This window comes from Blautia aquisgranensis (assembly GCF_040096615.1).
Taxonomy (GTDB): domain Bacteria; phylum Bacillota; class Clostridia; order Lachnospirales; family Lachnospiraceae; genus Blautia_A; species Blautia_A aquisgranensis.
On sequence record NZ_JBBMEJ010000023.1, the window covers coordinates 1 to 24,919 of the forward strand.

Annotated in this window: 23 protein-coding genes; 21 read left to right on the plus strand and 2 right to left on the minus strand. The window is 44.5% G+C overall.

Annotation, left to right across the window (positions count from 1 at the left end; genetic code table 11):
- On the plus strand, positions 1-1,268 hold a 1,268-nt coding region (locus WMO28_RS14725; RefSeq protein ID WP_435376621.1), incomplete at its 5' end, for a hypothetical protein.
- A gap of 74 nt (positions 1,269-1,342) precedes the next feature.
- Here WMO28_RS14725 and WMO28_RS14730 read toward each other — a convergent pair.
- Both WMO28_RS14730 and WMO28_RS14735 read right to left on the minus strand, forming a co-directional pair.
- Positions 1,343-2,074: an ABC transporter permease gene (locus tag WMO28_RS14730; protein WP_349057486.1), complete on the minus strand. Its 732-nt coding sequence runs from the start codon at positions 2,072-2,074 to the stop codon at positions 1,343-1,345.
- A 33-nt stretch (positions 2,075-2,107) separates the two neighbouring features.
- A complete protein-coding gene (locus WMO28_RS14735; RefSeq protein ID WP_349057487.1) occupies positions 2,108-2,950 on the minus strand; it encodes an ABC transporter ATP-binding protein in 843 nt (280 codons plus the stop codon).
- Between the two features lie 153 nt (positions 2,951-3,103).
- Between WMO28_RS14735 and WMO28_RS14740 the strand changes: the two genes are divergently transcribed.
- From WMO28_RS14740 to WMO28_RS14835, 20 genes are all read left to right on the plus strand, one after another.
- Positions 3,104-3,637: a hypothetical protein gene (locus tag WMO28_RS14740; protein ID WP_349057488.1), complete on the plus strand. Its 534-nt coding sequence runs from the start codon at positions 3,104-3,106 to the stop codon at positions 3,635-3,637.
- Between the two features lie 87 nt (positions 3,638-3,724).
- Positions 3,725-4,609: a M14 family zinc carboxypeptidase gene (locus tag WMO28_RS14745; RefSeq protein ID WP_178643497.1), complete on the plus strand. Its 885-nt coding sequence runs from the start codon at positions 3,725-3,727 to the stop codon at positions 4,607-4,609.
- A gap of 410 nt (positions 4,610-5,019) precedes the next feature.
- Positions 5,020-5,520 (plus strand): signal peptidase I, encoded by a 501-nt coding sequence (locus WMO28_RS14750; protein ID WP_349057489.1) that lies wholly within the window; start codon positions 5,020-5,022, stop codon positions 5,518-5,520.
- Entirely contained in the window at positions 5,507-6,154 is a 648-nt protein-coding gene (locus WMO28_RS14755; protein ID WP_349057490.1) for a TasA family protein, read from the plus strand. The genes WMO28_RS14750 and WMO28_RS14755 overlap by 14 nt, the downstream gene beginning before the upstream one ends.
- Positions 6,155-6,189: 35 nt before the next feature.
- Positions 6,190-6,792 (plus strand): hypothetical protein, encoded by a 603-nt coding sequence (locus WMO28_RS14760; protein ID WP_349057491.1) that lies wholly within the window; start codon positions 6,190-6,192, stop codon positions 6,790-6,792.
- Positions 6,776-8,008: a hypothetical protein gene (locus WMO28_RS14765; protein ID WP_349057492.1), complete on the plus strand. Its 1,233-nt coding sequence runs from the start codon at positions 6,776-6,778 to the stop codon at positions 8,006-8,008. Before WMO28_RS14760 ends, WMO28_RS14765 begins: the two co-directional genes overlap by 17 nt.
- A complete protein-coding gene (locus WMO28_RS14770) occupies positions 8,005-11,379 on the plus strand; it encodes a SpaA isopeptide-forming pilin-related protein (RefSeq protein ID WP_349057493.1) in 3,375 nt (1,124 codons plus the stop codon). Before WMO28_RS14765 ends, WMO28_RS14770 begins: the two co-directional genes overlap by 4 nt.
- Before the next feature lie 114 nt (positions 11,380-11,493).
- Entirely contained in the window at positions 11,494-12,690 is a 1,197-nt protein-coding gene (locus tag WMO28_RS14775; RefSeq protein ID WP_349057494.1) for a D-alanyl-D-alanine carboxypeptidase family protein, read from the plus strand.
- Between the two features lie 116 nt (positions 12,691-12,806).
- Positions 12,807-13,841, plus strand: a complete 1,035-nt coding sequence (locus tag WMO28_RS14780) for a DUF8806 domain-containing protein (protein WP_178645367.1) — start codon at positions 12,807-12,809, stop codon at positions 13,839-13,841.
- Position 13,842: 1 nt separating this feature from the next.
- Positions 13,843-14,679 (plus strand): metallophosphoesterase, encoded by an 837-nt coding sequence (locus WMO28_RS14785; RefSeq protein ID WP_349057495.1) that lies wholly within the window; start codon positions 13,843-13,845, stop codon positions 14,677-14,679.
- Positions 14,663-15,448: a segregation and condensation protein A gene (locus WMO28_RS14790; protein ID WP_349057496.1), complete on the plus strand. Its 786-nt coding sequence runs from the start codon at positions 14,663-14,665 to the stop codon at positions 15,446-15,448. Before WMO28_RS14785 ends, WMO28_RS14790 begins: the two co-directional genes overlap by 17 nt.
- 20 nt (positions 15,449-15,468) lie before the next feature.
- Complete coding sequence (scpB, locus tag WMO28_RS14795; RefSeq protein ID WP_349057497.1) at positions 15,469-16,038, plus strand: SMC-Scp complex subunit ScpB; 570 nt, start codon at positions 15,469-15,471, stop codon at positions 16,036-16,038.
- Between the two features lie 43 nt (positions 16,039-16,081).
- The gene (locus WMO28_RS14800; protein WP_178645370.1) at positions 16,082-16,879 is read left to right on the plus strand and encodes a zinc dependent phospholipase C family protein; all 798 of its coding nucleotides are present in this window, start codon (positions 16,082-16,084) and stop codon (positions 16,877-16,879) included.
- Between the two features lie 105 nt (positions 16,880-16,984).
- A complete protein-coding gene (locus tag WMO28_RS14805) occupies positions 16,985-18,193 on the plus strand; it encodes a D-alanyl-D-alanine carboxypeptidase family protein (protein WP_178645371.1) in 1,209 nt (402 codons plus the stop codon).
- Positions 18,194-18,335: 142 nt separating this feature from the next.
- Entirely contained in the window at positions 18,336-19,772 is a 1,437-nt protein-coding gene (locus WMO28_RS14810) for an acyl-CoA carboxylase subunit beta (protein ID WP_349057498.1), read from the plus strand.
- 13 nt (positions 19,773-19,785) lie between these two features.
- Positions 19,786-20,547 (plus strand): OadG family transporter subunit, encoded by a 762-nt coding sequence (locus tag WMO28_RS14815; protein ID WP_178645373.1) that lies wholly within the window; start codon positions 19,786-19,788, stop codon positions 20,545-20,547.
- A gap of 23 nt (positions 20,548-20,570) precedes the next feature.
- Complete coding sequence (locus WMO28_RS14820; RefSeq protein WP_119238818.1) at positions 20,571-20,954, plus strand: biotin/lipoyl-containing protein; 384 nt, start codon at positions 20,571-20,573, stop codon at positions 20,952-20,954.
- A 15-nt stretch (positions 20,955-20,969) separates the two neighbouring features.
- The gene (locus tag WMO28_RS14825; RefSeq protein WP_118168967.1) at positions 20,970-22,118 is read left to right on the plus strand and encodes a sodium ion-translocating decarboxylase subunit beta; all 1,149 of its coding nucleotides are present in this window, start codon (positions 20,970-20,972) and stop codon (positions 22,116-22,118) included.
- Between the two features lie 36 nt (positions 22,119-22,154).
- Positions 22,155-23,567: an oxaloacetate decarboxylase subunit alpha gene (locus tag WMO28_RS14830; protein WP_349057499.1), complete on the plus strand. Its 1,413-nt coding sequence runs from the start codon at positions 22,155-22,157 to the stop codon at positions 23,565-23,567.
- A 99-nt stretch (positions 23,568-23,666) separates the two neighbouring features.
- Entirely contained in the window at positions 23,667-24,896 is a 1,230-nt protein-coding gene (locus tag WMO28_RS14835; RefSeq protein ID WP_349057500.1) for a BaiN/RdsA family NAD(P)/FAD-dependent oxidoreductase, read from the plus strand.
- The last annotated feature ends 23 nt before the right edge of the window (positions 24,897-24,919 follow it).

Genomic DNA, 24,919 nt, shown 5'->3' on the forward strand with positions numbered 1-24,919 from the left:
AGAAGATTGAACTGGATCAGAGCAAACGCCCGAAACAGGAAGAGACCAAAAAAACAGCACCGAAGATCACCAAGGCAAGCTTCAGCAAGTGGAACAGCGCTACAGAAGCAGTAGTAACGATTCAGTCTGATAAAAATGGTAAGTACTATTATCAGGTAGTGGAACACGGAACAAAAGTCAGTTCCATCAGTACAGACGGAGACGGAAATGATATTACTGCAGATAATCCTACAGATATTACGATTTCCGATCTTGCCGCAGATAAGAACTATGATGTATATGTATGTGTAAAAGACAGCGATGGCGTCAGCAGCTTAAAGGTAATTGAGCTGGATCAGTCCGGACGTCCGAAGAAGAATTCAACTATAAAGCTGAAATGGACAGGCTTCCAGTGGACCAGCCATGAATCTGCTTCTGTAACATTAAGAGCCAATGTGACAGGTACCTGCTATTATGCATGGGCAGAACGTAATGATGACGGAACCTCTGAGCAGCCAAAGATTGATACAAACAGCAGTACCCAGTCTGTAAGCATCAGTGCAGACAGAAACTTTACAATTTATCTGAATGATCTGAATACAGACAATGGAATTGATCTTTACATCCGTATCAAAGACAGCGAAGGAAATGTAAGCGGTCTGAAGAAGCTTAAATTTAAGCAGGATACACGTCCGACAGCAGACCATACACCTATAGTACCTAAAGTAAAGGAAAGTATTTTAAAAGGTCTGGATGATGAACTGGAATTCTATCCAAACACATTCTATGACTTCACCGTTATCGGCGCAGGAACAACCAACAGTAATCCGGGTGAAGGCGATGTGAAATGGGTACCACTCTACTGGAGTACATCTTCGAATCCAAGTGATGCACAGAAACACAGCAGCTGGAAGATTGGTTCCACGAAGGGAATCACAAAGGCAGCTCCATACAATTTGTATGTATTCTTCCAGAAATGGATCTACACAGGTGGACAGTGGGTAGAGACAGATACAGTAGAGTCAGCGGTATATCAGTTCCACTCTGCAGACATTACGGTCACACCATCAGGTGCAGCTGACGGAAGCAATTCGGGCGGACAGACCGGAGCAGATCCGGAAGCAACAACTGAGGCATCAGCAACATCTGCAAACGGAGACGGAACTACTTCCAGAAGTGCAGTATCCACAGCAGATAACTCACCGATCGGAACAATGTCCGCACTTGCAGTTGCATCCCTCCTTGCAGGCGGATATGTAATTGTGAGAAGAAGAAAAAAAGACATCTGATCACAGATTGGTAAATACAGGATAAAATAAAATCACCGGTTTCTCAGAAAAAAATTGAGAAACCGGTGATTTTTTTAAAGATTTTTTTTCTTATAGATAAACCAGGAAGCAGTAACACTGAATGCTGCCAGATAAATAACCAGTATCAGAATACTGAGGTAATTTACAGCACCACCGGAAGCAATCGTACGGATCAGATGACTGGTCTGTGAGAGTGGAAGTGCAGCTACGAAATTTCCGAGAAATCCCGGGATTTTTTCTGTGGAAAAAAAAGTGTTGCACAAAAATGCCATTGGCATAATGATATAGTTGGAAAAGCGCGGTACGTCAGCATGATTTTTCGCCAGGAAAGAAACCACAACACCGATTGCTGAAAAAACAGCACCGTTCAGAAACATCACAAGAAGAGACCATCCGTTAAATACCAGACCCGTTCCGATCGGCATGGTCAGAAGCAGGATGATTCCGCCTGCATAAAGACCACGCAGGCTCCCGCCGATAATCTGTCCTGCGATAAACTGCCACAGAGGTGTGGGGGAGATCATAACCTGATCAAAAGCCTTCTCATAAAGGCGCTGTACATTCAGATTCTGCGCTATGGCGTTAAAGCTGCCGTTCATGGTTGTCAGTGATACCACACCGGGAATCAGAAAGTTCAGATAAGGTTCCCCATGAGAAGAAGTCTGGATTCCCATTCCGAAAACGATCAGATACATAAGAGGCGCGATCATCGCAGCCAGTGTGATCTTATAGAAATCTCTTCGGAATTCCACCCATTTTTCCCATAAAATAGTAAGTATTCCCATAATAATTCATCGTCCATTCTGTTTAATTGTATATCATCGTTGCATCAAATGTCTGCCTGCACGTTCCACAAAAACATCCTCAAGCGTTGTTTCGCGCAAAGTGCACTGTCCGTCCAGTGAAGACAGAAAAGAAATCGCATCCTGTCTGCTGTGAAAGTAGTGGCTTTTGGCGCCTTCAGGTGTCTCCTGATCTACGGTGTATTTTCCAAGGCTTTCGATCAGGCCGGCAGGGGTATTGATCTCTTCCAGTTTGCCGTGATCCATAAGAGCGACACGATTACACAGTGACTGTGCCTCTTCCATATAGTGGGTTGTCAGAAGAATGGTGAGATTCTTTCCATTGAGCTGACGGAGCAGATTCCACATCTGTCTTCTGGAGAGGGCGTCCATACCGGCAGTAGGCTCATCAAGAAGAAGAATCTCGGGGCTTGTAAGAAGTGCACGGCATACCATAAGCTTACGTTTCATACCGCCGGAAAGCTTACGGACGGTTCTCTTTCGGAAAGGCAGCAGCCCGCAGAAATCAAGAAGCTCTTCAGTTTTTGCTTTGATCTCTTTACGTGGCATAAAATAAAGGCGTCCCTGGTATTCCATGATCTCATCCATGTTCATATCCTGACGCATGGAATATTCCTGAGTAATCACACTGATCTTACGTTTCAGGTCCGGTCGGTTGCGTCCAAGAGTCTGTCCGTCGATAAGGATTTCACCTTCGGTGGGCAGAAGCAGAGTGGAAAGCAGACTGATCGTTGTAGTTTTTCCGGCACCATTGGGACCGAGAAGACCAAAAAACTCGCCGGTTTCTATGCGAAGATCCAGAGAATCCACGGCAGTGAAGCTGTCGAATTTTTTTGTGAGATTTTTTGTTTCGATCATCTCTGTTCATTTCCTTTCTTTTGTATGCAAATTTCTTTTTATTATACTGGAAAGAAAAGAAGATTTCAACATAATGACCAATTCTTTACAGAAAACAGGCGGTGTGATATAGTGGTAACAATAAGAAAAATCAGGGAGAGGGAGAACAGAACAATGAAACATATGATAAAAGCGATGACCGTGTTTTTGCTGACGCTGGTTCTGGTCTGTCCGCTTCAGGTAATGGCGGCAGAGAAAGACAAGGGAATGGAGACAGATCTGGCGGACGGTGAGTATTCCATTCAGGTAGACCTGGAAGGAGGCAGCGGTAAAGCCAGCGTAACTTCTCCGACACTGATGATCGTGAAGGATGGGCAGATGTATGCCAGGCTTCAGTGGAGCAGTTCCAATTATGATTATATGATCGTAAATGGGGAAAAAATCCTGAATGAAAGTGAAGAAGGCAGAAATTCTGTTTTTACAGTTCCGATCACAGTGCTGGATGATAAGATGGAGGTAATCGCGGATACACTTGCCATGGGTGCTCCTCACGAAATTGATTATACGCTGACTTTTTATGAAGAATCTATCGGATCCAAGGGGCAGCTTCCACAGGAGGCAGCCAAGAGAGTTGTTGCTGTGGCTCTTGTGATCATTGTAGGTGGCGGAATCCTGAATTATTTTGTGAATAAAAGGAATCGGTGCTAAATGCCGGTTCTTTTTTTCTGCCTTCCGTCATACATAATAATAGCAGAGTGTTGCCCGGGAACGGGTGCAGGAACGGAGGCAGAAGAAATGAAAACAGCACAGGATAAAACTTATGAGGCGCTGTATTATTCGTTGTGGGAACTGGCTCAGCGTTACAGCGGATTTACACAGTTCCGGGTAATCGGAAAAAGCCATGACGAAAGAATGATTCCCATGCTTGAGATCGGACAGGGAGAATCCTGTATTTTCTGTGTGGGAGGTTTTTCGGGAACCGATGGAAAAATGGCAGGCATGCTTACTATAACGGCAGCAGAATATTGCAGAAATTATGAATGCAAATGGATGGTGCAGGATTTTTATGATGTAAAAAAACTTCTGGACCAGACAAGGATCTGCCTGATTCCGGTAATAAATCCGGATGGATATGAAATCTTCAACAAAGGATACAATGCTGTGCGAAATCCGATTTTCCGGCAGATGCTCAAGATGCAGGATATACCCTGCGATGAATTTGTGTGTAATGCCCGTGGAATGGATCTGACACTGAATTTTCCCACAAGCTGCTGTACCAGAAAGAAGCTGTATCAGCAGCCGGCAAGTGAAAATGAGACGAAAGCACTGATCCGTATCTTTCAGGAATACGGAGGAAGGGGACTGCTTGTGTTTTGCGGTCGTGGAAAAAAAGTGATCTACTACCGGCAGACGCAGGGATTTTCCAACAGCCAGAAATGTCATCGTCTTGCAAGGCATCTGAAAAAGTGCGCGGACGGGCAGCTGGAACGTCTGTCACCGGAATGTAGTGCACATATGCGAAACAGAAGTACAGGCCGCCCGGAGCAGTACTACGGAGAATCCATAAAACGTCCGGCTTTTCGCATTGAACTTCCGGTTGGAGAAGGAAAAAAAGATGAAGAAGCAGTACAGGAGCTGATGCGTTTTCCTCTGGAATATATTTATTCTCTTGTACAGTAAACGAGGGAATTACAGCGTATCCGGAAATTTTGCCACAACCGGCAGGAGGAGATTGTCGAATCCTGTCGGACGAATTTCATTGACTTGTAAAAAAGCAGGCTTTATAATAACGGTATCTGAAACAGATCTTTTTATTTCTATCCCGTCTTTGTGAGACGGACATTTCGGAACGAATCCGTTCCATACGAGAATCCATTATTTTATCAACAGAATTGAACCTGATCCGGAACAGTATGACTGTATTATGTGATGAACAGATATGGAACTGCTATATTGTACGGTCGTATTCAGTGAAGGTAATATCCATGGAAGGAGTGTGTATGAATTTATATACATGGAGCAGGTCTCCACCGGGATTTTCTGGCTTTGAGCATGAGAAATTCATGAAAGAATGAGAAAAGAATACAGAAATGAAACTGCTTTTTCGATATGCTTTTAACACAGCTCTGGCTGTAATATTTCTGACTGCAATGGTGCTCCTCCTTCCGGGCCTTTTCGGGATCCGGCCATATGTAGTCTACTCGGGATCCATGGAACCGGGGATTCCGACCGGAGCTGTGGTTTTTGTAAAAGAGGAAAAATTTTCTCCGAAAAAAGGAGATATTATCACATTTCATAATGGTAATACCGTTATTACACATCGAGTTGTGAAGAATACAGACGGTATCTGTACCACAAAAGGCGACGCCAACAAAACAGCAGATCCTGTTACTGTAAAGGAGTCGCAGATCGTCGGGCGGGTAGTCTTTCACCTGCCTTATCTGGGCTACGTGATTCATTTTTTACGTGCCCGGATTCCGTTTACCGCCGTTGTCGTTGCGGCGGGTCTGGCCGTGATCGCAGATCTGGCATATATTCCCAAAAAAGAAAAACTAGAACAGTACGGAGGAATTGATTATGATAAAAAATAAAAAAATGGTAAAAGGAATCGCGCTTGCAGCCATGCTCGCAGCTCTGGCAGCAGGAGGAACCGCAGCATATCTTACGGATTTTGAAACAGCTACCAACAGCTTTACTGTAGGAAAAGTTGATATTGAGCTGGATGAGCCGAACTGGAAGCCGGACGATAATACAAAAATCGTACCGACACAGGTGATAAAAAAAGACCCTTTTATAAAAAATCGCGGCATTAACGAAGCGTTTGTATATCTGGAAGTATCCGTTCCGGTGCGAAACGTAATTACAGCAGCGCAGGACGGAACCCGGAATGCCCTGACAAAGACCGAACTTTTCAGCTACACCAAGAACAAAGAATGGACGCAGTTGGAACGAAAAGCGATCGGGCAGAATATGGTTTATACATACGCGTATAATCATATTCTGAAACCTGGTGAGAAGACGACAACACTTTTTAATACCGTAACCTTTGCCAATATCATTGAAGGACAGTTGGATACACAGCAGCTGGATATGCCGGTAAGAGCTTACGCGATTCAGTCTACAAATACAGGAGAAGACAAGACTACGATTCCGGAGCAGGCGGCTGCAGCATATCAGAAATATGTAAATCAGAATAAAGGACTGTCAGGTGGTGTCACAAAATGATGACATTTCAGGCTTTCGGGAAGCGGGGAATGTAAATGAAAGAAAAACTGTTGAAAGCAGCTGCAATTTTGCTCTTTGGCACAGGGATTTTCTGCACTCTGGGAACAACTGCATATTTTTCTGATTTTGCCGAAAAAATAAATATAGCAGCAGTAGGCTCTGTGACTACGGAAATTGATGAGGATTTTCCGGATCCCACGCCTACTCCCATAGAAAAAAATCCTTCCTACAAAAAGAAAATCTGGACAGGGAATTTTTCCGGGAATGAGAAAGGATTTAATGCAGATTGTTATGTGCGGATGGCGTTGTCCTATTCGGATAATGATATTGGAAAAGGAGTGGAAATTCTGGGACTTGATACCACAAACTGGGTCTATGACGCACAGGACGGATATTATTATTATCGAAACAGGGTATCGGAAGGGAAAACAACAACACCATTATGTACAGGATTTCGGATCAATGCAAAAAAGATAAATGATACATATAAAGAAAACATGCAGGATTTTGAAATCAATGTTTATGAAGAATCGGTTCAGGCAGAAGGATTTTCTGACTATAAAAGTGCATGGAACTATTTTAAAAACCCGATATCTGTAAAGGCAGAGAGGAGTGGTACTGTTGAAAAAAGCTCTTAAATTTCTGCTGGCAGGTGCAGTGGCAGCCGGAAGTATTACCCTGTGTGCTGCGGCTTACGGGAAATTCTCGGATTCGGTTACAGTGACGAATCATATTTCAACCGGTGATATCAATATCGCATTGAAAGAGCTGGAGAAAAAAGAAAATACGGAAATATCATATCAGAACCGGAAGATAATTCTCCCGGGAGATGAGATCTCAAAAATTCCGCGCATTACAAACCGATCAGAGCCTTGCTGGGTGCGTGTAAGAATTACCTACACTGACGATCTGGAAGGCGAAAAAGGAATGGATGACAGTAACCTTTCAGGAATGTCTGAACGCTGGGTGAAGAAAGGAGAATATTTTTATTATACAAGGAAACTGAAACAGGGTGAAAGTGCAGACGTTTTTACCGGGGTATCAATTCCGAGGGAATGGACAGAAGCATATCAGGAAAAGCATCTCGGGATCACGATCGTGGCGGATGCCATACAGGCCGCTAATTTTATTCCGGATTTCCGGGCAATGACACCGTGGGGTAATCAGAAGATACAGAGATGTGTTCATGATACAGATGGCCTTATTGTAAAGAAAAAAAAGCCTGTGAAACTGGGCGTGGAATTTGAAGGAAATGCACATAAACTGATTGCGGCTCCCGATGATTTCTTTTCGGGATTTTCAGCAGCCATGCCGGGAGACGTTTTTGAGGATTCGGTTGAAATCGGAAATACCACAGAGAATATGGCAGAAATCTTTTTCCGGACCTCACCGGAATGCAAATCTGTGAAAGATCAGGAATTCCTGAAAAAGCTGAAACTGGAAATATCAATGGATGGAAAGAAACTGTATGCCGGAGATATTCTTGCTGCTTCTCTTAACAAAGCGGTTTCGCTTGGAAAGTTTGCCAGGGGAAAAGAAGGCAGAATGGACTTTAAAGTTACGGTTCCGCCTGAGCTTGATAATACGTATGCACTGAGAAAAGGAGATGTGAAATGGATATTTTCGGTAGAAGAAGAAAAAGAAGTGCAGACTGTGACATCTGTGCCGGAACTGTCTGAAAAAGAGAAAGTACCGGCTGAAGAGAATTATAAAGATCGGACTGGAAAAATTTCTTCAAAAACAAAACCTGTGAAAACAGGAGATGATACAAATCTGTGGCTGTTTATACTTCTGGGAGGAACTGCGTTTCTGGTATGCTGCTTTACAATCCGGAAAGGAGGGAAAAAGGCATGAAAAGAAAAATAATGGGTATATTGCTGGCAATTACTGTTTTTACCTCCTCTGTTGCAGTGTCAGCAGGATCAGAAGCAGAGGTTTTTTCTGGAGCAGATTCAGAAACGGTTACGAAAACAGAGAATTCAGATGTGCTTTCGCAAGAGCCGTCAGCAGGTCTGACAGCAGAAGATACCGAAGCGCAGGGCGCATCTGATGACAGGACAGAAGATGCGGCAGATGACAGTGATCTGCGGAACGATAAAAGTGAAAACAGTGAGCCGGAGAATGAAGATGTGCCTGTCAGTGAGCCGGACAGCGAAGAACCATCGGATATGAAACCGGAAGAAAGTGCACCGGATAATGAAGAACCGTCAGAAGATAAAACAGAAAACAATGATTCAGAAGAGGCAGAAACATTGGAACAGGAAGAAATTCTGATGCAGGAAGATGACACATTATCCCAAAAAGAGGATTTTACATTATTTGATGAAGAAAATGCGGATCTTCTAAATGGAGAAAGTGAAGAAGACAACGAACTGATCCGGGAAATCGAAGAAGGACAGGTACTTGCATTTACACCGGCAATGTCAGAAATGATGGAGCAGAATGAAGAGGCGCAGATGATTTCGACAGAGGAGGATATTGCAGTAATGGCGCTGAAGCCGGGAGAATATTATGTGAAAAGTGGTGGAAGAGCTTATTGTGATGAAGTCTGGACGGAAGCGAATGATTTTGTATTCGGAAATCATACACGTATGGCAAGTACCTTTCGTGAGGTGCATTATATTGATGATACCGGAGTGGAAAGAAAATCACCACTGTACTGCCTGAAAGCAACGAAAACAGGTGTGGACAACGTTACACTGAAAGACGAAGCCGTTAAAGTGCTTAAAAATGCCACAATTCAGAAACTTCTGTATTTCGGTTACGGAGGCCCGGGAGACCTGGGAACAAACTATGACCCTTCATGCAGCCATATTAACTGGTCAAGATGGCAGAACCGGTATATTTTTACACATATTGCTTTGTCCAAGGTTTATTTCAATGACTGTGCATATGCGACAGCATCAGAAGTAGAACATGTAGGAATCAACCGTTTTATCAATATGATTAAAGGAATGACAATTCCGGCGAGAAACAAAGCGGCCGTGTCGGTTCTCGGAGAAGAAGGCTGGATGTCGGCATCAGGACGTACGATTCCGTTAAGTGTATACCGAAGCAGAAATGTAAACTATCCGTATGTGCCGGACAGTATGAAAGACGGTTTTCAGATGAGCACACTTATGAAAGTGACAGATGGCGCAAAAGCGGGAAACGGAATCACAGTGACCAGAGGTTCCGGGGAAAAGTGGCAGCTTGCCTACTGGAAAAATGCAGCAGAGTATAATGCTCAGAAAACAAATCCTGCAATGATGGCGGGAACGCAGCTGAAGCTGAAAGAAGGTGCTTATTTTCTGTTTATATTTCCACTGAATGCAACCACACCAAAAAAATTTCAGTGTAAAATGATGCTCCAGCCGGTTTCATACATTCTGGTAGATGGAAAAACACAAACAGGTAATGATGAGATGCAGGATTTTGGTGCATTTGTATATCAGGGAACAAGGGGCCTTATCAGCTTTACCATGAAACCATCTGCCTACGGGAGCATAAAGCTTACCAAGACAGAACCCAACACTGCGGAAAGGATCGCCGATGCAGAATATGCTTTGTATACTGCCGGTGAGATACGCTCAGGATATCGTACCATGTATAAAAAGGATCAGAAAATTGCTTCCGGGACAACAGATAAAAACGGGACAATTACGTTTGAAAAGCTGATTCCGGGTAAATATTATATAAAAGAGACAAAAAATCCGTCAGGGTATGTGCTTAACACTGCGGTGAAAAATGTTACCGTATCCGGAGGAAAAACAACCACAGCAAATGTAAAAGATATTATGGATATCAGTGGAACTGTTTCTATTACGAAGAAAGATGGTGATACTTCGGATCCTCTTGCCGGTGCAGAATTCATGCTGTATGAATGGAGCAAAAGCAACGGTACTTACAAACTTCCGGGAAAACTTCTGGAATATGATGGTCAGAACCGAATTTATGATTCGGAAAAATTTCATTACACTGAGGATAATCAGGGTAAATTTCGTATAAAAGAAACAAAACCACCGAGAGGATACACGGGAAAATGGCAGAAAGATATCAGCCTGACGGAGCCTGGTACGTATAGAAAATTCTCTTTTACAGTTTTGAATTATCAGACGAACAAGCGGAAAGTAGAAATTCGGAAAACAGATGCAGCTACCGGAAAAATTCTGGAAAATGCGGAATTTAAACTGTACGAATACAGTGCATCACAGAAAAAGTATAAAACATCAGGTGTACTGTTGAAATATGATGAGGACAGCCAGCACTATTTCAGTGAAGATCTTTTAAAGACGATTGATAATGAAGGAAGATTTCGTGTTGTGGAAACAAAAAATCCGGTGGGATACACAGGAAGCTGGGAAAAAGAAATCGATATCACGGATAAAAATGCAAGTCTGTTTTTTAAAGTAACCAATACTGAAATTCCGGATTATACAGGAACCATTTATCTGAAAAAAACGGACAGTTATACAGGCGAGGATCTGGACGATGCAGAATTCAAAGTTTATCAGTGGAATTCACAGAAAAAAGCTTATGAAGATGATCTTAAGGAAAAAAGTACACTGAAATATAACAGCAGCAAAAAAGAATATGTTTCCAGGAAACTGCTTATTACAGAAAAAAATCAGGGTAAATTCCGTGTTGTGGAAACAAAAAATCCTTTAAATTATACGGGAAAATATGAAAAAGAAATTGTATTTCAGAAAAAAAAGGATTCCTTTAATGATGAAGTTACATTAAAAGCGGAGAATACTCCGGATACAGTGCCGCTGGGAAGAATTACGATCCGGAAAAAGATCCGGGAAGAAGATATTACCTGGGCTCATGGAAATCCTACCTTTTTCTTTGCAGCAGAAGGAAAAGATCTTTCAGGAGTTTCACACAGATACGAGGATTATATAATTTTTGTACCGGATGGTTATGATGTGGATGGAAATGGATATGCCACATTGTCTGTCACTCTGGAGAATGTTCCTTTAGGACAGTATGATATATGGGAAAAGCCGGTGCTTCGTTATTATCTGAAAACTGCATGGGCAAATACAGATAATGTGCGGATAACCAAAGGAGTTTCACCGGCTTACGGAACAGACCCGAAGCAGGTTGTAAAAGGAACCGCAGCGCTTACTGTGGGAAAACGGAATGCATCACTTACCTTTGTAAATGAGAAAGCAAGATATGATAAGTATTCCCACAATGACTGTGTGAAAAATACACTTCCACTTCAGTTTTCCGAAAAATAAATATCAAAGGTGTGAGGGCAGGAGAGATTCTGCCCTTCTGGCATAAAATTCCGGAATATTTTTTTGAAAAAGCTTTTACAATAGAACAGAGATGTTTGCAGTGGGAGTGAGCCTATGAGCAAAAAGATCCGGAAAATTGTTCTGGCCTGGATATTGATCCTGAATTTTATTCTGACACCGGCAGGAATAAACGCAGAAACCACACAGGATATCGGGGACACCACAGCGCAGAATCTTGTTGAAGCACCGGCAGCAGTACTTATGGAAAAAGAAACAGGTACTGTGATATTTTCCAGAGACCCGGATACCAGAAGAAGTCCGGCCAGCATCACAAAGATCATGACGCTGATCTTAATCTTTGATGCCATACAGAACGGAAAGCTTCATCTGGACGATACCATTACAACAAGCGCCTATGCGAAATCCATGGGAGGATCCCAGGTTTTTCTGGAAGAAGGAGAGACGCAGAAGGCGGAAACCATGATCAAATGTATTGTGATCGCTTCCGGAAATGATGCCAGTGTAGCTATGGCAGAGCATCTTGCGGGAACGGAGCAGGCTTTTGTGGAACAGATGAATAAGCGTGCAGCAGAACTTGGAATGAAAAATACACATTTCACAGACTGCTGTGGACTGACAGAATCCGGGGATCACTATACAACAGCTTATGATATTGCACTTATGAGCAGGGAGCTGATCAGTAAATATCCGGAAATTCTTACATATTCGTCCGTCTGGATGGAGGATATCACCCACGTGACTAGAAAAGGTTCTTCGAAGTTTACACTGACAAACACCAATAAACTGCTGCGAAGCTATGAAGGCTGTGTGGGATTAAAGACCGGAAGCACAAGCCTTGCGAAATACTGTCTCAGTGCAGTGGCGCAGAGAAACGGGATCACGCTGATCGCTTCTGTAATGGCCGCGCCGGATCCGAAAACAAGATTCCGGGATGCAGCAGCACTTTTAAACTATGGTTTTTCAAAATGTACCTTATATCTGGATGAAGCGATGGGGCCATTGAAACCAATGAAGCTTAAAAAAGGACTTAAGGAAGAAGTAGCACTTATGTATGCGGGAAAATTCCGTTACCTCAGTACAGACGGTACCAAACCGGATCATATCGAGAAGAAAAAGATTCTTCCGGCCAGTCAGAACGCACCGGTAAAGAAAGGACAGAAAGCCGGTGTCCAGGAATATTACCAGAATGGAAAAAAGATCGGTACACTGGACATTCTTTATGCGGAAACAGTGGAGCGGGCAGGATATACAGACTGGCTCGGGCGTGTGGCGCAGACATTTCTTCTGTAAAATATATATTTTTGACAAAAGGGATCACCACGATGTATAATACAACGGAGTGAACACAGGAATATCAGAAAGAAAAAATCCTGTGTAAATAACGGAAGCAGAGAAGGGATTTTTTGATGAAAGAGATCAGAACAGAGGATGCAGTGGGGCATATTCTGTGTCATGATATTACACAGATCATAAAAGACGAAAAAAAAGGCGTTCTTTTCAAAAAAGGGCATGTGGTCAGGGAGGAAGATATCCCGCTTCTGCTCTCGGTAGGAAAAGAGCACCTTTTTGTGTGGGAAAAGAAAGAAGGAATTCTTCACGAGAATGAAGCTGCACAGATTCTGTATAAAATCTGTGCAGGAGACTCTGACAAGGTACATGGAACAGAGATCAAAGAAGGAAAGATTGAAGTTGTATCGAAAATTGATGGAATCCTTAAGATCCGAAGAGAAGCACTTGTGGCAGTTAATTCCCTGGGAGAAATGATGATCGCATCCAGACATGGGGATTTTTCAGTAAAAAAAGGAGATAAGATTGCCGGTACCAGGATCATTCCGCTGGTTATTGAAAAAGAAAAAATGGATGCAGCTGAAATGGCAGCAGGCGAAAAGCCGATTTTTGATATTCTTCCTTACCATCCGAAAAAAGTGGGAATCGTCACAACCGGAAGTGAGATAAAAAAAGGTCTGATACAGGATACTTTCACACCGGTACTGCGAGAGAAACTTGCTGAATATCCGACAGAGATCATCGGACAGGCAATGCCGGGAGATGATAAGGCAGAGATCACATCAGAGATTCTTGGCTTTGCAGAAGCAGGTGTACAGCTTATTATCTGTACAGGCGGAATGAGTGTGGATCCGGATGACCGGACACCCGGTGGCATCCGTGACACAGGGGCTTCCATCGTTACGTATGGTGCGCCGGTTCTTCCGGGAGCGATGCTTCTGGTGGCTTATCTTACGTATCAGGGCAGGAAGATTCCCGTATTGGGACTTCCGGGCTGCGTAATGTATGCAAAAAGAACTGTGTTTGACTTGATCCTTCCACGGATAATGGCGGATGACGAAATAAAAGCTGAGGAGATCGCAGGGCTTGGTGAGGGCGGACTTTGTCTGAACTGTCCGGAGTGCACCTTCCCCAACTGCGGATTTGGAAAATAGAATGGACAACAAATTCAGAATCAGACAATATGAAATTCATACTCCAAAAATCCATAACCCGAAAGGCGTTCGTTTTGTGCTGATCGCAGACCAGCATGGAATCTCTTATGGAGAGGATAACTGTCAGCTGCTGGATGCTGTCCGCAGCCTGAATCCGGACGCTGTACTGATCGCAGGAGACATGGTTGTGCGTACCGATGCAGATACGCTTACAACCGCCCGTAAGTTTCTTGATGTTCTTGCACGGGAATTTCCGGTGTATTATGCACTTGGAAATCATGAATACAAGATGTGCATGGATGAAAAATTCCGGGAATCTTACCGAACATACGAGAAACACATAAAAGAATCCGGCGTACATGTACTGCGTAATGCCCATGAATATGCGATTCTTGGCGGAGAGAGTTTTTGCTTTTTCGGACTGGAACTGCCGATTGAGTATTACCGCAAGCCGAAATCCCCGAAGCTGGATACAGGAACCATGGATGTACTGATCGGAAATCCCGGAAAAAACGGAATGCAGGTTCTGATCGCCCACAATCCCAAATATGGAAAAACCTATTTTGACTGGGGCGCAGATATGATAGTTTCCGGACATTATCACGGAGGCGTAGTGCGCTTAAGCGAACATCACGGGCTTTCATCCCCGCAGTATCTGGTACTGCCCCCTTTCTGCTGCGGCGATTTTCACAAAGGGAATCAGCACATGTTTGTCAGTGCCGGAATGGGTGAGCATACGATCCCGCTGCGGATCCATAATCCCAGAGAGCTTCTTGTGATCGATGTGAAGCCATCTGAAAACGGAAAAATGAGGAAACAATATGGCGATATCTGTTAAGCTGAATGTATTCGAAGGACCACTGGATCTGCTCCTTCACCTGATTGATAAGAACAAGATCGATATTTACGATATCCCAATTGTAGAGATCACAGATCAGTATATGGAATACCTGCATTCCATGGAAAAAGAAGATCTTGGTATCATGAGTGAATTCCTTGTTATGGCTGCAACCCTTCTTGATATCAAGTGTAAGATGCTCCTTCCGAAAGAGATCAATGAAGAAGGTGAAGAAGAGGATCCGAGAGCAGAGCTTGTGCAGAAGCTTCTGGAATATAAAATGTATAAATATATGTCCTATGAGCTGCGTGACAGACTGGGAGATGCAGCAGGAGTTTATTACCGGAAACAGGAACTTCCGGATGAGGTAAAGCAGTACACGCCGCCTGCGGATCCGCAGGAACTCCTTCGGGGACTGACACTGGAAAAGATGAATGCGATCTACCGTGCGCTGATCCGCCGCCAGGAGGATAAGGTGGATCCCATCCGAAGCAAATTCGGCCGGATCGAGAAAGAAGAAGTCAGTCTTTCCGATAAACTTCTGGAAATGAGAGAGTATGCGAAAGTACACAGGAAATTCAGTTTTCGTCAGCTGATGGAAAACCAGCATTCCAGAATTCAGCTGATCGTTACATTCTTGTCAATTCTGGAGCTTATGAAAATGGGACATATCCATGCAGAACAGGCAGAGCCTTTTGACGACATCCATGTAGAGGTAGTCACTGATCCGGATACGTGGAAGAACCTGACTGAATTTGCAGATGAATAACCAGGGAATGAGGAAAATAATTGGAAATCAAACGAATTGAAGGAGAGATTGAAGCGATTCTCTTTGCCATGGGTGAGGCAGTTGAGCTTGGGCGTATCGCAAAAGCGATTCAGCAGGATAATGCTACAACTGAAAAACTCATCCGTGATATGATGCTTAAATATCAGGAAGAGGATCGTGGAATCCATATCATAGAGCTTGAGAATTCTTTCCAGCTCTGCACAAAAAGAGAATACTATGATTCTCTCATAAGGATCGCAGCCCAGCCGAAGAAACCGGCGCTTACGGATGTTATGCTTGAGACTTTATCCATCATTGCTTATAAGCAGCCGGTAACAAAGGCAGAAATCGAGAAAATCCGTGGAGTAAAATGTGACCATGCCATCAATAAACTGATGGATTATGATCTGGTACGGGAGCTTGGACGTCTGGATGCACCAGGCCGGCCCATTCTTCTTGGAACCACCGAAGAATTTCTGCGCTGTTTCGGCGTACAGGGACTGGATGAGCTTCCGGAAATGGATCCTGTTCAGCTGGAAGACTTTAAGGCGGAAGCGGAAGAAGAGATCCAGCTGAAGCTGGACGTCTGACAGAAAGAAGTCGCATAACGAAACAAAAGAGGAGGAAAAAACAATGCCCACAACATATACGCATGATCTTTTTGGAAAGAGGGTTTACAGAAGACTTCCTGAAAAATTGCAGCATCTGATCCGGAGCAACGGAAATCTGTACCGGATCGGACAGCACGGGCCGGATATCCTGTTCTATTACTTTATTTCAAAGAATCCGGTCACCCAGTATGGGGTGAGGATGCATGGGCAGAAAGCCAGAGCTTTTTTTGAAAAAGGAATGGAGCGTGTCCGCAGGGAAAAAGATCCGGCTCTTATGGCATATATGCTGGGCTTTGGATGCCATTATATCCTGGACTCCACCTGCCATCCATATGTAAATCAGGTGGCTGAAGAAGGAAAGGTTTCCCACACACTTCTTGAAAAAGAATTTGACCGTATGCTGATGTACGAAACGGGCAAAAATCCTCTTCGTTTCTATCCGTCGCATGGCATCCGGGCAAAATATTCCGCGGCAAGAAAGATTCACGAAGTCCTGCCACAGATCCGGACCGGCAACATTTATCTTTCTCTCAAAATGATGAAGATCTTTACCTGTATTCTTGTATGCGATGACGGAGGCCTGAAGAAACGCCTTTCCGAGCACGCACTTTCTCCGGCAGGAAAGAAACGGGCGGCCTTTATTACAGAATTTTTTATGAGTCCGGAACCGGAGGTAGACTGCAGGGAGGAGCTTCTTACACTGGATGACCGGATGGCAGAAGCCTTGAAAAAAGCTCCGGATATGCTGATCGAGCTGGCAGAACTGGCAGTAAGACCGGGACATCTTTCCGACAGGTGGAATCTCACCTTTAATGGTTGATAAGACAGATAAATCAAAAGTTATATATACCATATCTTTCCGCATAAAATTAAAAATATAACAGTTACTGCAAACAGTCATAAGAACAGTGTGCGGAGGGATATTATGCAAATCAGGCGCATGGCCGCTGTCGTTTTTGTGACAGCGGTCCTTATTATTGGACAGATTTTTCCGGTACAGGCCATGGAAGAAGAGAAGCTTCATGCACTTTCGGCAGTACTGATGGATGGAGAAAACGGTCGGGTTCTGTACGGAAAAGAAGAATATAAAGCCCGGCCCAATGCCAGCACCACAAAAGTTATGACCTGTATTCTTGCACTGGAACTTGGAAAAGGAGATGATTATGTCCAGGTTTCAAAAGAGGCGGCATCCCAGCCACAGACCAGGCTTGGAATGAAGGAAGGACAGCAGTTTTATCTGGAAGACCTTCTCTATTCCCTGATGCTGAAAAGCCATAATGATACAGCAGTAGCAATCGCAGAACATATCGGCGGCTCAGTGGAAAAATTTGCAGCTCTGATGAACAGAAAGGCAAAAGAGCTTGGATGCACAGATACGCATTTTGTGACACCAAACGGTCTGGATGCGGAGGATGAAGGCGGAATCCATCACACCACTGCAAGAGACCTGGGACTGATCATGGCTTATGCAGTAAAAAACAGTACTTTTGTTCATATTACCCAGACCCGGGATTACACCTTTTCGGATATCTCAGGAAGAAAACATTATTCCGTCCATAATACGAATGCGTTTCTGGATATGGAAACCGGCGTGATCTCGGGAAAAACCGGATTCACAGGAAATGCAGGATACTGCTATGTCTGTGCGGTGAAACAGGATGAAAAGTTCTTCATTGTTGCACTTCTCGGATGTGGATGGCCCGGAAACAAAAATTATAAATGGGAAGATGCGAAAAAGCTGTTATCTTATGGACGTGACAATTACAGATATGTGCTTCTTCCGGAAGTTCCCAGCCTGCCGGACATTCCCGTGACAGATGCCATTCCTGAAACGGAAGATTATTACCCGGAGAAAGATTCTAAGACAACTGTCATGCTGAAAATACACGCAGCTCTCCCGGAAAAAGAACAGACGAAAAAATATCTTCTGAAGAAAACCGAGACCGTCACCTGGGAGACTTCTCTTCCCGAGCAGCTAAAAGCACCGGTACAGAAAAATCAGAAGATCGGCAGTCTTCACGCAAAGCTTGACGGGAAAGAAATCCTGTCCTGTCTCGTGACAGCGGATACAAAAATCAGCAGGATCACCTATAAATGGTATGTAAACAGAGTTTTTCAGGATTATTTTCATTAAATCAGTGGCCCCTGGCATATGTCAGGGGTTAATTTTTTAACATTCATGACGAAAAGTATTGAATTTTTGGTCAGAAAAAGGTACAATTATACTCGGCTGAATTTTTGGTTATATTAATAATAAAAATGGAGGGCATAGTATAATGAGTAATGCGACACAAAGCGTAGCGGCTGCAAGGATCAATTCCCTGCTTGACGCCAACAGTTTTGTTGAGATCGGACAGACTGTTACAGCCAGAACAACAGATTTCAACATGACTGAGAAAAAGGCACCTTCAGACGGTGTGATCACCGGATATGGTGTGATTGACGGCAGCCTGGTGTATGTATACAGCCAGGATGCATCTGTACTGAACGGAACAGTTGGTGAGATGCATGCCAAAAAGATCGCCAAGATTTATGATCTCGCTCTTAAAGTAGGAGCACCTGTTATCGGTCTTGTAGACTGTGCAGGACTTCGTCTTCAGGAGGCTACTGATGCACTTGAGGCATTTGGTGAGATCTATCTGAAACAGACACTGGCATCCGGTGTTGTTCCGCAGATCACAGCTGTATTCGGAACATGCGGCGGTGGAATGGCAGTTGTGCCGGCTCTTACAGACTTTACATTCGTAGAGGCTAAGAAAGGTAGACTGTTTGTAAACACTCCGAATGCACTGGAAGGAAACAGAGTGGAAAAATGCGATTCAGCTTCCGCACAGTTCCAGAGTGAGGAGACAGGACTTGTTGATGGTATCGGAACAGAAGAGGAGATCCTTGGACAGATCCGTACACTGGTCAGCATGCTTCCGGAGAACAATGAAGACAATGACAGCTTCAAAGAATGCACAGATGACCTGAACAGAGTATGTGATGATATCGCAGGCTGCACAGGCGACACAGCTATTGCGCTTTCAAGAATCGCTGACAATGGTGAATTTTTTGAAACAAAGGCAGCTTACGGACAGGATGTCGTAACAGGCTTCCTTCGTCTGAACGGAGCTACTGTTGGCGCTGTTGCAAACAGAAGCGAGTCTTACGATGCTGATGGCAATAAGACAGAGATTTCCGACGGAACTCTTTCTGCCAGAGGCGCAAGAAAAGCAGCAGATTTCGTTAAATTCTGTGATGCTTTCGAAATTCCGGTACTTACACTTACCAACGTGACAGGATTTAAGGCTACTCTCTGCAACGAGAAGATGATGGCTAAATCCGTAGGTGAGATGGTACATGCTTTTGCATCTGCAACTGTACCGAAGGTAAATGTTGTAGTTGGTAAAGCTTACGGAACTGCATACGTTGCCATGAACAGCAAATCTGTCGGAGCAGATATGGTTTATGCGTGGGATACAGCTGAGATCGGTATGATGGATGCTTCCCTTGCAGCAAAGATCATGTATGAGGGAGCTGACGCTTCTACACTGAATGAGAAGGCAGCTGAGTACAAAGAAATTCAGAACGGTATCGCATCTGCAGCAGCAAGAGGATATGTGGATACTGTGATCAAAGCAGAAGATACAAGAAAATATGTAATCGGTGCTTTTGAGATGCTGTTCACAAAAAGGGAAGACCGTCCATCCAAAAAGCATGGAACAGTCTAAGTGAGGTGAGCGTATGAGACAGTTTTATAAAAAGATCTCTTCTGTCTGCATGGCACTTCTTTGCGTGGCTGCACTTCTGATCGGCTGCACAGCTACTGCATGGGCTGCTGACGAGGTTGATGATTCTGTAAAGAGTCAGCTTGTCACAACAACCAAAGGTCTGACGGAAGCGATCATCGCAATGTCCGAGGATGATATCCAGGGTTATATGGAATCAGAGGATGCTTTTACACAGAGCGCAGCAAGTGCGTGGGATGGCTCCAGAGAAGAGCTTGGTGAGAAAAAAGGTGATATCAATGAGAAAGATATCACAGTAGAGTATTCCGATGATCAGTATACCGTTGTTGTTCCGGTATCCTTCGAGAAAAACAAAGCGAATTTCACTTATGTATTTGATAAATCAGGAACCCCGACTTCTGTTTCTGTTGATGTAAATTATACACTGGCACAGAACATGGAGAAGGCAGCCATGAACACAGTGATGGGTCTTGGAACCGTATTTGTGATCCTGATATTCCTGATCTTCGTGATCTCTCTTTTCAAATATATTCCCGGACTTGTGGAGGGAAAGAAAAAAGAGAGTGCACCGGCTCCGGCAGCCGCAGCACCGGCTCCGGTTGCAGCACCAGTTGCTGAGCCTGCTGTTGAGGATGTGACAGATGATGGTGAGCTTATTGCCGTGATCGCCGCAGCGATCGCTGCTTCTGAAGGCAAAACAAGCACAGACGGATTCGTAGTACGTTCCATCCGTAAGATCAACCGCAGAAAAAGATAATCATTATTTAGGAGGATTTTAAAATGAAGAGTTATACAATTACTGTTAACGGAACAGCATACGAAGTTACTGTAGAAGAGAACGGAAACGCAGCAGCTCCAGTTGCAGCAGCAGCTCCGAAGGCAGCTGCACCTGCACCAAAGGCAGCTCCTGCAGCAGCACCGAAAGCAGCAGCTCCTGCAGCAGGCGCAGGTTCTGTTAAAGTTTCTGCTGCTGTTCCGGGAAAAGTTGTAAAAATCGTTGCATCTGTTGGACAGAGCGTAAAAGCCGGTGACAGCGTAGTGATCGTTGAGTCCATGAAAATGGAGATCCCGGTTGTTGCTCCTCAGGACGGAACAATCGCCAGCATCGATGTTGCAGAGGGTGCTGCCGTTGAAAATGGAGATACTCTTGCAACAATGAACTAAACAGGAGGTAGACAAATGTCTTATGTAACAAATACCCTGTCAAACCTGATCCATCAGACAGCATTTTTCAACCTTACCTGGGGAAACTACCTGATGATCGCAGTGGCATGTGTGTTCTTATATCTTGCCATTAAACATGGTTTTGAGCCGCTGCTGTTGGTTCCGATCGCTTTTGGTATGCTTCTGGTAAATATTTATCCGGACATTATGCTGAGCATTGAGGATTCATCCAATGGCGTTGGCGGACTTCTTCATTATTTTTACTTAATGGATGAGTGGAGTATTCTTCCTTCACTGATCTTCCTGGGTGTCGGTGCGATGACAGACTTCGGTCCGCTGATTGCAAACCCGATCAGCTTCCTGATGGGAGCAGCTGCACAGCTTGGTATTTACCTTGCATACTTCCTTGCAATTTTCCTTGGATTTAATGGTAAAGCAGCAGCAGCGATCTCTATCATTGGTGGTGCTGACGGCCCGACTTCCATTTTCCTTGCAGGTAAGCTTGGACAGTCTTCTCTTATGGGACCGATCGCAGTAGCAGCATATTCATATATGTCTCTGGTACCGATCATCCAGCCTCCGATCATGAAGGCATTTACAACAGAGGAAGAGCGTAAGATCAAAATGGCGCAGCTTCGTCCTGTTACAAAACTTGAGAAGATCCTTTTCCCGATCGTTATCACAATCGTTGTTTGCCTGATCCTTCCGACAACAGCTCCGCTTGTTGGTATGCTGATGCTCGGAAACCTGTTCCGTGAGTCCGGAGTTGTTAAACAGCTTTCTGAAACAGCTTCCAATGCTCTTATGTACATCGTAGTAATCCTTCTTGGAACATCTGTAGGTGCTTCCACAAGTGCTGAGGCGTTCCTGAACGTAGATACACTGAAGATCGTAGTTCTTGGTCTTGTTGCCTTTGCCTGCGGTACTTTTGGTGGTGTTATGCTTGGTAAGCTTCTCTGCAAGGTTACTCACGGAAAGATCAATCCTCTGATCGGATCAGCCGGTGTTTCTGCCGTTCCTATGGCAGCCCGTGTATCCCAGAAGGTTGGTGCTGAGGCAGATCCTACAAACTTCCTGCTGATGCATGCGATGGGACCGAACGTTGCAGGTGTTATCGGTACAGCGGTTGCTGCCGGTACATTCATGGCGATCTTTGGCGTCTAACCCATTGTCTTATAAAAATTTGTAAGGAGAATAATTATGGCAGAAATAGAGAAAAAACCTGTGAAAGTTGTGGAAACGATCCTGCGTGACGCTCATCAGTCCCTGATCGCTACACGTATGAGCACAGAGCAGATGCTTCCGATCATTGAGAAGCTTGATAAAGTCGGCTACTATGCAGTAGAGTGCTGGGGCGGTGCTACTTTCGATGCTTCCTTACGTTTCCTGAAAGAGGATCCGTGGGAAAGACTTCGTAAACTCCGTGACGGCTTCAAAAACACAAAGCTTCAGATGCTGTTCCGTGGACAGAACATCCTTGGATATCGTCCATATGCTGATGATGTAGTAGAGTATTTTGTTCAGAAATCCGCAGCTAACGGTATTGATATCATCCGTATCTTTGACTGTATGAATGACCTTCGTAACCTTCAGACAGCTGTAAAAGCAGCAAACAAGGAGAAAGCACATGCACAGGTTGCAATGGCTTACACACTTGGTGATGCTTACACACTTGATTACTGGACAGATCTTGCAAAACGTATCGAGGATATGGGCGCAGATTCCATCTGCATCAAAGATATGGCAGGACTTCTTGTTCCGTACAAGGCTACAGAGCTTGTTCAGGCACTGAAAGATACTGTTAAGATCCCGATCGATCTTCATTCTCACTATACATCCGGCGTTGCTTCCATGACATACATGAAAGCAGTTGAGGCAGGCGTTGATATCATCGATACAGCAATGTCTCCATTCGCTCTTGGTACATCTCAGCCTGCAACAGAGGTTATGGTTGAGACCTTCAAGGGAACACCGTATGACACAGGATTTGATCAGCAGCTTCTTGCTGAGATCGCAGATTACTTCCGTCCGATGCGCGACGAGGCTCTTGATACAGGTCTCTTAAATCCGAAGAACCTTGGCGTAAACATCAAGACTCTTCTGTATCAGGTACCAGGTGGAATGCTTTCCAACCTGACATCACAGCTGAAAGAGCAGCATGCTGAGGACAAGTTCTACGAGGTACTTGAGGAAGTTCCGCGTGTTCGTAAAGACCTTGGTGAGCCGCCACTTGTTACACCGTCCTCTCAGATCGTTGGTACACAGGCTGTATTTAACGTGATCATGGGCGAGCGTTACAAAGTTGTGACAAAAGAGACAAGAGACGTATTAAGTGGTAAATACGGTGCAACAGCCAGACCATTTAACCCGGAAGTACAGAAGAAGTGCATCGGTGATGTAGAGCCGATCACATGCCGTCCTGCAGACCTTCTGGAAGACGAGCTTGATAAGCTTGAGAGCGAGATGGCACAGTACAAGGAGCAGGATGAGGATGTTCTGACATACGCACTGTTCCCACAGGTAGCTATGGACTTCTTTAAATATCGTCAGGCTCAGAAAACGAAGGTTGATGAGACTGTAGCTGATACAAAGAACGGCGCATACCCGGTATAAAGCACAGAGAGAATGTTTTACATTCAGATACAACAGAAGGAGCTTGCTGTATGCAGGCTCCTTTGTGCATAAAAAACGAAAAAGGCAGGATAACAGGTAATGTCCAAGGTTGCGATCGTAGGCGGTGGTGCCGCCGGAATGCTCTGCGGCGTTTATGCTGCGCGCAGAGGACACCAGGTTCATATCCTGGAAAAAAATGAAAAACTTGGAAAAAAACTTTTCATCACAGGTAAGGGAAGATGTAATGTCACGAACGATTCGGACACAGAAGAGCTTTTTCCGGCAATAATGTCAAACCGCAAGTTTCTTTACAGCGCTTTTTACACATACGGAAGTCGTGATGTGATGAATTTCTTCGAGGAAGCCGGTGTGCCGCTGAAAACCGAGCGTGGAAACCGTGTATTTCCGGTATCTGATCATTCATCTGATATTATCCGCGCACTGGAACGGGAACTGAAAAAAGCCGGAGCGCAGGTGCATCTTCACACAGAGGTAAAAGAAGTATGTGCAGAGAACGATAAAGTAACAGGCGTGCTTCTTGCGGATGGTTCATTCTTTAAAGCAGATTCCGTGGTAGTTGCCACAGGAGGGCTTTCCTATCCATCCACAGGATCTACCGGTGATGGCTATCGCTTTGCTGAGGAGACAGGACACAAGGTTGTGGCGCAGTCACCGTCACTTGTTCCTCTGGTTGCCAGGGAAGATTACGTTTCCAAGCTTCAGGGACTTTCCCTTCGGAATGTGGAGCTGACCATAAAATCCGGTAAAAAAGTTCTCTATAACGATTTCGGAGAAATGATGTTCACACACTTTGGTGTAACCGGTCCGCTGATCCTTTCGGCAAGCGCCCAGATTGGCAAAAAGCTGGAAAAAGAACCGCTGCAGGCTTTTCTGGATCTGAAACCGGCCCTGGATGCAGAACAGCTGGATGCAAGGATCCTGCGTGAGTTCGATGCAAATCCCAATAAACAGTTCAAAAATGTGATCGGTGTTCTTTTCCCGTCTTCATTGACTCCGATCATGATCGAGCTGGGAGAAATCCCGGGAGAGAAACCGGTACATGAGATCTCCAGGGAAGAGCGTCAGGCTTTCGGCCGACTGATCAAGGCTTTTCCGTTTACGATCACAGGAATGGGAGAGTTTAAGGAAGCGATTATCACAAGAGGCGGCGTGTCAGTAAAAGAGATACAGCCATCTACGATGGAATCCAGAAAAATAAAAAAGCTCTACTTTACAGGTGAGGTTCTGGATCTGGATGCAGTCACAGGCGGCTATAATCTTCAGATTGCATGGTCTACCGCATACGCGGCGGCACAGGCAATCGAATAACAGAAAAGAAGAAGGAGTAACAA

Excerpts from the sequence above, each read along its gene's own strand:
- WMO28_RS14730 (WP_349057486.1), bottom strand. The coding sequence starts at position 2,074 with ATGGGAATACTTACTATTTTATGGGAAAAATGGGTGGAATTCCGAAGA.
- WMO28_RS14735 (WP_349057487.1), bottom strand. The coding sequence starts at position 2,950 with ATGATCGAAACAAAAAATCTCACAAAAAAATTCGACAGCTTCACTGCC.
- WMO28_RS14740 (WP_349057488.1), top strand. The coding sequence starts at position 3,104 with ATGAAACATATGATAAAAGCGATGACCGTGTTTTTGCTGACGCTGGTT.
- WMO28_RS14745 (WP_178643497.1), top strand. The coding sequence starts at position 3,725 with ATGAAAACAGCACAGGATAAAACTTATGAGGCGCTGTATTATTCGTTG.
- WMO28_RS14750 (WP_349057489.1), top strand. The coding sequence starts at position 5,020 with ATGAAACTGCTTTTTCGATATGCTTTTAACACAGCTCTGGCTGTAATA.
- WMO28_RS14755 (WP_349057490.1), top strand. The coding sequence starts at position 5,507 with ATGATAAAAAATAAAAAAATGGTAAAAGGAATCGCGCTTGCAGCCATG.
- WMO28_RS14760 (WP_349057491.1), top strand. The coding sequence starts at position 6,190 with ATGAAAGAAAAACTGTTGAAAGCAGCTGCAATTTTGCTCTTTGGCACA.
- WMO28_RS14770 (WP_349057493.1), top strand. The coding sequence starts at position 8,005 with ATGAAAAGAAAAATAATGGGTATATTGCTGGCAATTACTGTTTTTACC.
- WMO28_RS14775 (WP_349057494.1), top strand. The coding sequence starts at position 11,494 with ATGAGCAAAAAGATCCGGAAAATTGTTCTGGCCTGGATATTGATCCTG.
- WMO28_RS14780 (WP_178645367.1), top strand. The coding sequence starts at position 12,807 with ATGAAAGAGATCAGAACAGAGGATGCAGTGGGGCATATTCTGTGTCAT.
- WMO28_RS14785 (WP_349057495.1), top strand. The coding sequence starts at position 13,843 with ATGGACAACAAATTCAGAATCAGACAATATGAAATTCATACTCCAAAA.
- WMO28_RS14790 (WP_349057496.1), top strand. The coding sequence starts at position 14,663 with ATGGCGATATCTGTTAAGCTGAATGTATTCGAAGGACCACTGGATCTG.
- WMO28_RS14800 (WP_178645370.1), top strand. The coding sequence starts at position 16,082 with ATGCCCACAACATATACGCATGATCTTTTTGGAAAGAGGGTTTACAGA.
- WMO28_RS14805 (WP_178645371.1), top strand. The coding sequence starts at position 16,985 with ATGCAAATCAGGCGCATGGCCGCTGTCGTTTTTGTGACAGCGGTCCTT.
- WMO28_RS14810 (WP_349057498.1), top strand. The coding sequence starts at position 18,336 with ATGAGTAATGCGACACAAAGCGTAGCGGCTGCAAGGATCAATTCCCTG.
- WMO28_RS14815 (WP_178645373.1), top strand. The coding sequence starts at position 19,786 with ATGAGACAGTTTTATAAAAAGATCTCTTCTGTCTGCATGGCACTTCTT.
- WMO28_RS14820 (WP_119238818.1), top strand. The coding sequence starts at position 20,571 with ATGAAGAGTTATACAATTACTGTTAACGGAACAGCATACGAAGTTACT.
- WMO28_RS14825 (WP_118168967.1), top strand. The coding sequence starts at position 20,970 with ATGTCTTATGTAACAAATACCCTGTCAAACCTGATCCATCAGACAGCA.
- WMO28_RS14830 (WP_349057499.1), top strand. The coding sequence starts at position 22,155 with ATGGCAGAAATAGAGAAAAAACCTGTGAAAGTTGTGGAAACGATCCTG.
- WMO28_RS14835 (WP_349057500.1), top strand. The coding sequence starts at position 23,667 with ATGTCCAAGGTTGCGATCGTAGGCGGTGGTGCCGCCGGAATGCTCTGC.